Origin of the sequence: uncultured Christiangramia sp., from assembly GCF_913046405.1 — a bacterium.
In the GTDB taxonomy this organism is placed as follows: Bacteria; Bacteroidota; Bacteroidia; order Flavobacteriales; family Flavobacteriaceae; genus Christiangramia; species Christiangramia marina.
Genome location: NZ_CAJWRQ010000110.1, coordinates 1 through 9,368, shown reverse-complemented (window position 1 = coordinate 9,368; position 9,368 = coordinate 1). Strand labels below are relative to the sequence as shown.

The 9,368-nt window shown below is 40.4% G+C and carries 8 protein-coding genes; all 8 read right to left on the bottom strand.

The window, feature by feature from the left end; translation table 11 throughout:
• The coding region (locus tag QZ620_RS12340; RefSeq protein WP_295182118.1) for a TolC family protein at window positions 1-1,053 on the bottom strand (1,053 nt) is incomplete at its 3' end.
• A complete protein-coding gene (locus tag QZ620_RS12335; protein ID WP_295182116.1) occupies window positions 1,050-2,402 on the bottom strand; it encodes an HlyD family efflux transporter periplasmic adaptor subunit in 1,353 nt (450 codons plus the stop codon). The genes QZ620_RS12335 and QZ620_RS12340, both read right to left, overlap by 4 nt.
• A 5-nt stretch (window positions 2,403-2,407) precedes the next feature.
• Complete coding sequence (locus tag QZ620_RS12330) at window positions 2,408-4,072, bottom strand: ATP-binding cassette domain-containing protein (protein WP_295182115.1); 1,665 nt, start codon at window positions 4,070-4,072, stop codon at window positions 2,408-2,410.
• A complete protein-coding gene (locus tag QZ620_RS12325; RefSeq protein ID WP_295182113.1) occupies window positions 4,065-4,751 on the bottom strand; it encodes a TetR/AcrR family transcriptional regulator in 687 nt (228 codons plus the stop codon). Before QZ620_RS12325 ends, QZ620_RS12330 begins: the two co-directional genes overlap by 8 nt.
• Before the next feature lie 122 nt (window positions 4,752-4,873).
• A complete protein-coding gene (locus tag QZ620_RS12320; RefSeq protein WP_295182112.1) occupies window positions 4,874-7,054 on the bottom strand; it encodes a xanthine dehydrogenase family protein molybdopterin-binding subunit in 2,181 nt (726 codons plus the stop codon).
• A 21-nt stretch (window positions 7,055-7,075) separates the two neighbouring features.
• Window positions 7,076-8,062: a xanthine dehydrogenase family protein subunit M gene (locus QZ620_RS12315; RefSeq protein WP_295182111.1), complete on the bottom strand. Its 987-nt coding sequence runs from the start codon at window positions 8,060-8,062 to the stop codon at window positions 7,076-7,078.
• A 12-nt stretch (window positions 8,063-8,074) separates the two neighbouring features.
• Window positions 8,075-8,875, bottom strand: coding sequence for a 2Fe-2S iron-sulfur cluster-binding protein (locus QZ620_RS12310; protein ID WP_295182108.1), 801 nt, complete (start codon window positions 8,873-8,875; stop codon window positions 8,075-8,077).
• A gap of 139 nt (window positions 8,876-9,014) precedes the next feature.
• The coding region (locus QZ620_RS12305; protein WP_295182106.1) for a TSUP family transporter at window positions 9,015-9,368 on the bottom strand (354 nt) is incomplete at its 5' end.

Sequence of the window (9,368 nt, the reverse complement as noted above, 5' to 3'; positions counted from 1 at the left end):
TTTCCGAAGAAATAAAGGAATACTGAAGTTTACGCCCACCTTATAATTCTCATTGGCAAAACTTCTTAAAATATCGGGATCACCACTTAAAAAATTATATTCCAGATCCAGCTTTGGAAGTAATTTATTCGCCTTCAATCTTCTGTCAAATTCCAGAATCTCCACCTTATACTCCAATGACCGAATCTTTGGGTGTGTAGCGATTTCAGTATCGCTTAAAAATTCGGAAGGAATCGTGCTATTCTCAAACAACGCATCTTCAGGATACACACGCTCCCTAATTACTAAAGGCGTATTATTTTCAGCCCATAAATAGGTTCCTAACTGTTGAGAAGCCTTGAAAAACTTAAGCCGTGCCTGCTCCAGACTCAGCTTACGGTCCTGTATTTGAATATCGGCTTCCAGAGTATCAATAGCCGGCTTATCCCCTACTTCAAAACTGGAAAGGATTCCGTCATATCGAAATTGTGCATTCTCAATAAAATTATTGTAAAGCTTAAGTTCCCGATATGCACTAATCCAGTCAAAATAAGCTACTGATGCTTCATACAAGACTTTGTTTACCGCCAGTTGTTGATCTGCAATGGACTGCTGCTGGTATGCTTTTGCCTGTTGTAAAGCAGCCATTCGTTCGTTGATGAACAATCCCTGTCCTATTGTCACAGAGATCCCAGCTGCGAACAAACCATCATCTGGCACCGTGTTTTGCGGATTCAAATAGAAGCCTTCGTTCTGTTCAAATTTAGCCTTTAGTTCAACTCCATACCAGGTTGGGATTTTGAAAGCTGCATTAAATAGATCATAATACTGAGTATCCTTAAAATCCTTTCGATCATAATTGGCCTCTATCTTCGGGTCAAACCCACCTCTAGCCTTGAGCAATTCTGCGTCACCAAGATCGGCTTTCAACCTTGCTTGTCTAACTACCGGATGAAAGGTTTTAACCATCTGCAGGTATTCCTCAAAATTGAGTACTATACTATCCTGAGTCTGGCCATATTGTAACACAGGCAGAAGCAGCAAGGCAATAAGCAAAGTCTTTTTTAAATTCATTCCTTCTTATCGGTTTGAGTTTGACCTTCCGGAGTATAGTAATTTGGAGGGAAGCCATTCAAATGACGCCATAATTCATACCATATCGGTACGTCTTCCAGCAAAGCCAGGGTATTAGCCCCCGACCCCACTCTTAAAGCATCTGGCCATTCATGATCGTTTTCATCTGGAGCCAGTAAAACTCTGTATTTTCCATTCGGACTAATAAAATTCTCTATAGCCACTACTTTGGCTCCATAAGTACCGTAAGATACATTTGGCCATCCGCTGAAAACGATCGCTGGCCAGCCGTCAAACTGAACTCTAACCTCTTCACCCTTATGCAATAGCGGCAAATCAATTGGTTTCACAAAGGTTTCCACAGCAAGATCATAATCTGAAGGCATGATATTCACCAGCTGCTCTCCTTCTTTAAAAGTTTCACCAATCCCGGCTTTTATAGCCTTATTTATATATCCATTCTGCGGAGCTTTGACATAGTAAAGATCCTGCCTCATTTCATAATTCGTATAAGCGTTCTCCAGTTTACTCACTTCAGCCTGAGCATCGAATTTCCCTGATTCTGCGGAAGAACGATCACTCTGAGTCTTGGAGATCTTATCGCTATATTCTGCAGCTGTACGATTAATTTCGATCCTGGCATTTATAATATCATTTCTACTCGCCATAAGCTTATTTTCTTGCGAAATAAGTTTAGCTTGAGTTTCCTGTAGTTTAAGTCGCTTTTCTTCAACATCTGTCATCGCTTTCAAACCTTCTTCCTGAAGGGTCTTAGTACGATTAAATTGAGTTTCAGCAATGCTTAGATTTGTCTTAGCAGCCTGCAGATCAATGCTGTCACTTTTGGTTTTCAGTTTTGCCTGCTCCAGTTTGTTTCTCGCCTGTTCCAGTTTGAGTTCGCGCTCCTGAGCCAGCGCCTGCAACTGCGTGCCTAAAGCCGAGATCTTTTGATCGTAGGATTTCAATGAATTAGATTTGGAGGCTACCTGGTCACCGGTTCTTTCTACCAGGGATGGATCAAAATATTCATTTTTAACTTCGGTAATATGTAGGATCGTATCTCCTTTTTCAACATAATCTCCTTCATTTACGAACCATTTTTCGATTTTACCCGGGATGACCGACTGTATTGTTTGTGGCCTTTGCTCTGGACTTAATGTAGTCACAGATCCATTTCCCGATATCGTCTGGGTCCACGGAAGAAAAAGTACGATGACTCCGAAGATCGCAGAGAACTTCAGCAATCTGTTGAAGTATTTAAAGTGTCTTGTATGCAGAACCTTTTTCCCGGCTTTGAATTGCCTTAGGTCAACATGCTCATTCAATGGATTTCTGGTAATATTAAGCATAGTCTTTAAAGATTAGATTCAAGTTTACCATCACGAAGAATGATATGACGATTACAACGATTCTGCCATACCTCGTCTCCACTGGCAACTATGATAGACCATTGTTGATCTTCAGCCATTAGATGATCTACAATTCGTTTCTCATCTTCATAATCAATTTGATGCAAAGGTTCGTTGAGGATCAACAATCTTGGCTCGCGCAATAAGGTCCTGGCTAAAATGATCTTTTTGGCGATGGTATGAGGTAATTTCATTCCTTCAGGATAAATTAAAGTTTCCAGACCATCGGGTTGCTGACGTACAAATTCTTTCAAACCTGTCTTATCCAGTACTGAAAAGATCGCAGAATTAGTGATCGTATCATCACCGAAAGTAAGATTGTCGAATAAAGTACCTTCAAACAGTGATTCTTCTGTGAGCGACTGCCCAAGCAAACCATGATAATAGTTTAGATCTATATTCTTCAACGAAATCCCGTTCACGTAGATTTTTCCCTGAGTAGGTTCTACCAGTCCTGCAATGATCCTGAGTAGCAAAGATTTCCCGGAACCATTTGGACCTTTGAGCAGAATCTTCTCTCCCGCCTTGATCGTTAAATTAATATCTTTTAGAATTTCCTGTCCATCAGGCGTTTTAAAACCAATATTCTTAAGTTCTATTTCCAGATTTTTATGTTCTGAAAAAGAAGTGTCTCCACCAGATCTTTCAAGCTTTTTATCAACTACTTCCCCAAGTTTTTCGAGGGAAGTTAGCAGGTCGTAAAAGTTTTCCAGTCCCATGATCATCTTCTCTACAGAACTAATGATCAATAAGATGATGATTTCTGCGGCTACAAACTGCCCGATATTCATTTGCTGATTAAGCACCAGGAAACCTCCAATTAAAAGTAAACCGGCAGTAACAAGTGTTTTGAAACCTACCATTTGAATGAACTGAAGCTTAAGCACCTGGAAGTGGCTCTCTCGTTCTTCAAGGTATTTGGTTACAAGCACATCATTCTTTTGGATAGCATGTTTGGTTTTACCAGCTACTTTAAAACTAATTAAGGTTCTGGCTACTTCCTGTATCCAATGAGCGATCTTATACTTCATTTTCGATTCCTTGATACTCGTATTCAAACCTCGTTTCGCAGTAAATCTGAAAACTAAATAAATTAGAAGCACCAGTAGTATTCCGTAGAAAATAAAGAAAGGGTGATATAGAGAAAGTAGTATTAATCCAAAAACGATCTGCAAAATTGCCGCTGGAAAGTCCAGAACCAGTTTCGCGATCCCCTTCTGTATCGTAATGACATCAAAAAATCTATTGGCGAGCTCTGGAGGATAAAAGTTTTCAAGCTCAGACATCTTGATCTTCGGAAATCTATAAGTAAATTCAAAAGACGCTCTGGTAAATATTTTCTGCTGAATGTTCTCCAGAATTCTAATCTGCATTAGCTGAAGCACACCAACAAAAGCAACTCCTAGAGTTACCAGAATTACCAGAATGATCCACGAAGTAGTGATACGAGCACCCTGAATTAGGTTTACAATTGCCTGAATTCCCAGTGGTACCGACAGGTTTACCAATCCAGCGAATATTGCGTAATAAAGGATTTGCAGAAAATCTTTTTTATCAAGCTTTAGCAAGCCAACAAATCGCTGCCAGGCGGTCATTTTTTCTTCAGCCATTGAGTTCAATTTTTAAGGTATTGATCACGAGGTCTTTAAAATAATTGGATACACTTTTCTTTTCTGTACAGTCTGTGATCGACTGAATATGATCTTTTAGGAAATGCTGATGTAATGCGCCGTCCAGAACCATGCTGGAGAGACTAAGAGAATATTGATAATCTGATGACACTTCAGAAATCATTTCTGCTATCCTGGTAACCAGTCTCTTATAGATGGAAAAATAACCTTCTTTATTATCTGTTTCCACCTCTTTCGTGAGATAGGACTTTGAAGATTCATTAATGATGATATGGTTCAGGGCAACCTCGTTAATATGCTGAAATCTAAAATCCTGAACAACAGGATGCGTGATCACTTCGATGGCTTTCAGTAATTTTTCATTAGAGTCTGAAATGCCATATGTCGACATTGTTAATTGAAATTCTTTCCAGCCCCAGAACCAGTTGGTAATATATACCAAAAACTTATGCTTGTTCTCGAAATAGCGATAAATAGAACTTTCGTTTGACTTGATCTTGACACCTAGTTTTTTGAAGGTGAACTTCTCAAAACCTATATCGTCAATGAGAAGGATTCCCTGCCCTACGATCTTTTTCCCTAACTCACTGGACTCAGGATCTTTCAGAAATAATTCTGAATTTACCGAAATATTAATGTTCTGATATAATTTATCCACCTAATCTTATTTCAGGCAAACCTAATAGTATTACTATTAATATATGATAGTTTATATCTTAATTAACAGTTGTTAAGCTTTCACAGACATAAGAAACCCGGAAAATTTTCCGGGTTATAATCTTAAACTTCCTGAACACCGGGTTCCAGCGGTGCTTCTATTAGTTTTTCAGGTGTTATAGGTAGCTCTCGCATTCTTTTACCGGTAGCATTAAAAATGGCATTCGATAGTGAAGCGGCGACACTGGTTATTCCAAGTTCCCCAATTCCTTTGATTCCCATTTTGTTAGCGATCTTATCTTCTTCTGGAAGAAAAATAACATCAATGTTCGCCATATCCAGGTTCACCGGAACATGGTAATCTGCAAAGGAACGGGTAATGAAATTCCCGAAATTTGGCTCCACATCTGTCTTTTCGGCAATCGCCATTCCTGCTCCCATGGTAAGTCCGCCAATTATTTGTCCGTATGCAGTTTTAGGGTTTAAAATTTTTCCAGCAGCTCCAACATTAACCATTCTCTCGATCCTCCACATTCCTGTATCTTTATCTACCCAGACTTCAGCGAAGTTGGCACCAAAAGAGAATACAGAATGTTTTTCAAATTCTGTAGAAGGCTCGGCCATCCCGGTCATTTCAAATTTGGTTAGCTGATTCTGCTTCAAAAGTTCAGCTAAGGCAACCTCTTGATCTTCAGGAATACTTCTATTATCTTTTAGTTTCATGACGGCATTCTCACAGGCAGCTCTGGCACCATTACAATAAGATGCAGCACCCCATGATCCTCCAGACCCAGGAGTTACCGGGAAGTTGGAATCTCCAAGTTCTACTTTGACCTGTTCCACTGGAATCCCTAGATATTCCGCAGCAGTTTGAGCCACGATCGTATAAGTTCCTGTACCAATATCGGTCGCATCCATTTGTATAGTCGCTTCTACCTTCTCTTCAACAAGCTCCAGCAGTACTTTTGCGTGCGTTTTGCGATAAGGTGAATTTCTGGATGCCGCACTAACACCATATCCTACAAGCCAGTTTGCTTTTATATTCGTTCGAGGTTGGTTCTTGCGATTTTTCCACCCAAATTTTTCAGCGCCAATGCGCAAACATTCAACCAACAATCGTGATGAAAAAGGTTGGTTCTTATGAAGATCTGTTTGAGTATCGTTTTTGATCCTAAATTCTAATGGATCCATCTTTAACTTCCAGGCCATTTCATCCATCGCAGATTCCAGTGCAAAACTTCCCGTAGCTTCTCCCGGAGCTCTCATCGCAAACGGTGTTTGAAGGTTCATGGGCATCAGTCGCTCGGTCACCTTGGCATTCGGACTGTTATATAACATTTTTGAAACCATTCCGCACGGTTCCTGGTACACTAGATTCGGGGAAGTATGCGATAAGGTATCATGAGAAAGTGCCGTCAAGGTTCCATCCTTTTTAGCGCCAATCTTCATGGTTTGCTCGTTCTTTTGTCGCAGTCCGGTATTGGTAAACATCTGTGTCCTGGTAACGGTTACCTGCACAGGTCTTCCAACCTTCTTGGCCGCCATGACCGCGAGGGTAACATGCCGCTCTACATTAAGTTTGGAACCAAATCCTCCACCAACATATGCTGCGATGACTCTCACATCCTTCTGCGGAATCTGAAATGTATCTGATATGGCTATGGTAGCATCTTCCAACATTTGCTGACTAGCATAAGCAGTGACTTTACCATTATTCCACTCGGCAATCACCGCATGAAGTTCCATGGGATGATGATGTTCGATCGGGGTTATATAAGTCTGCTCGATGACCTCATCTGCTTCAGCAAGTCCTTTATCCATATCTCCACGAGAATAATCTGAATCCTCACCTGGAAAAAATGCGTTTCCTCGTTCTTTATCAAAATGTATCGCAGGATCACTTGCCTTGCTATATTCGAATTTAACCAGTCTCGCAGCATATTGAGCCTGTTCAAAAGTTTCAGCAACCACAACCCCTACGTATTCTCCATAATAGTGCACTTTATTACTCTGAAGTACCGGTGCAATTGTATCTGTAGCGATTTGATAGCGATCCTTCTTAAAATCGTTGAGCTTTTCAGCATTCTTGTGGGTTATTACCGCAAGTACGCCGGCAGCATTTTCTGCTTCCGTGGTATCTATAGAAACTATGGTTCCTTTTGCAATGGTACTATTGATACCCTGTGCGTAAACTTTATTCTTTATAGGAAATTCTGAAGCATACGTGGCTTTTCCCGTAACCTTCAAGTGTCCTTCTACCCGGTCTATAGCTGCACCAACTCCAGTTTTATTAATTGTGTTCATTTTATAAATTTTTGAAATTGGTTATGCTGTTCGATTTGTAGCCTGCTGCAGTGCGCGCACTATAGCTTTCTTACCCATCTCGACCTTGTATTTATTCTTCTCAAATGGTTTAGCGTCTTTTAAAGCAATTTCAGCCGCCTGCTCGAAGTTTTCAGTATTCGCTTTCTTACCTTTTAGAAAATCTTCAGCTTCTGAAAGTTTCCAGGGTTTATGAGCAACTCCACCCATGGCCAGACCTACTTTGGAAATCATCCCATTTTGAATAGACAATCCTGCTGCGACTGAAATAAGCGCAAAAGCATAACTGGAACGTTCTCTAATCTTCAGGTAATAGTAATTATCTGCAAATTCCGGAGAAGATAAATGTATCTGCGTTATAAGCTCTCCTTTTTCTAGAGTAGTATCTTTTTCAGGTCTATCGCCGGGCAATCTATGGAATTCGTTAAATGGAATTTTACGAGTGGAACCATCTGTCTTCTGAACCTCAACTTCTGCTCCCATCGCAGCAAGCGCAACGCACATATCTGAAGGATGTGTAGCGATACATTCCTTGCTATAGCCAAAAATTGCATGCACTGCATTCATTCCATCAATGGCGCCACAGCCAGAACCTGGTTCTCTTTTATTGCAAGGCATCGAAGTCTCGAAAAAATAGGGACATCTGGTTCTCTGCAGTAAGTTACCTCCATTGGTAGCCATATTCCTGATCTGTGCAGTCGCAGCAGATAGCATCGCCATGGATAATAATGGGTAATTCTGACGGATATCTGGGTGATTTGCAGTATCTGAGTTACTTAGCATCGCTCCAAGACTCCAGCCTCCAGATTGGTTTTTTTCAATTTTATTGAATTCAAGATTATTAACATCCACTAATTGATCGGGACGTTCAACATCTTCTTTCATTAGATCCACCAGATTAGTTCCTCCGGCCAGGTAATGTGTCGTTGCAGTAGTTTTCTGCAAAGCTTCCTGTGTATTTTTGGCATTCGTATAAGTGAATGGTCTCATATCTGGTTGGTATTAAGCGTTCTTTGCATTTTCCATTTGTTCCTGGGTAGCAAATTCCCAGGTTGGCATTTCACTATCTCCGGAATGAACCTCCTTAAAGGCCTGCACAATATTATTGTAAGCACCACAACGGCAAATATTTCCAGACATACGCTCTCTGATTTCTGCTTCGGAAAGTTTCAGGTCTTTTTTGATCGTTTTCAGATCTTCAGTTAAATAACTGGCTTCTCCATTTTTAGCTTCCTCGAGTAATGCTACAGAAGAACAAACCTGTCCAGGAGTACAATATCCACATTGGTAGCCATCGTGTTTCACAAAGGCTTCCTGCATAGGATGAAGCTTACCATAGCTGGCAAGACCTTCTACCGTGGTGATCTCTTTTTCGTTGCAGGTGGCTGCAAGAGTTAAACAGGATAATTTTCTTTTACCATCGATCATCACTGTACATGCCCCACATTGTCCATGGTCACAACCTTTTTTAGTTCCGGTAAGAGCAAGACGTTCCCTAAGTGCATCCAGCAAACTCATTCTCGAATCGATATTTAGTGGTTTGCTCATATCATTCACTCGCAAATTCACTTTTACCTCATTTAATAAAACCCGTACTTCTTCCGGAAGGTCTTCCATATTGCTGGCAAACAGGTCATTTGTAAAGTATGATGTAGCCCAGAGACTCATACTCGCCACTGAGACCTGCTTTAAAAAGGTTCGCCTTGAGGAACCTTTCAGCCCCATTTCATCAAAAACCTTCTTTTCATCATCGGTGAAGTCATCTGCCTCAACCTTGGCTTTCCATTTGTCTAAATCTTTCATGTAATTATTTTTGGAGGTAAGTCTACCCTTTAAAATTACATAATTGAGATTTGGCAAATGTTACTGAAGTGTTAACAGCCAACGTTGATGAAGCATTTGAAGCTCCTTTTAGCCAAAGTTTATTATTAACTGGAAAATATCAGATGCTTAGATCAAGTCCGAACTTGAGGATAAGCCGAAGTCCAACATAAAATATCAGGACAGCAGTCAATATTCCCAAGACTTTTAAATTGAATTTTTTACTGCTTAGATAAGAACCAATAATTCCCCCTAAAACTACAGCTATGATTAATTTCAAAAGCAGATCTGTATCAAGTTTAAAAGTATTTGCCATATGAAGTCCCACTAATCCAGCGATACTATTTACGAGTATAAATACTGAAGCCAGGGAGGCGATGATACGTGCATTCTTCCACCTCATTAGGTTGAGTACAGGCGAAAGGAAAATTCCACCACCAATTCCGGAAATACCTGATAATAATCCAATACCTCC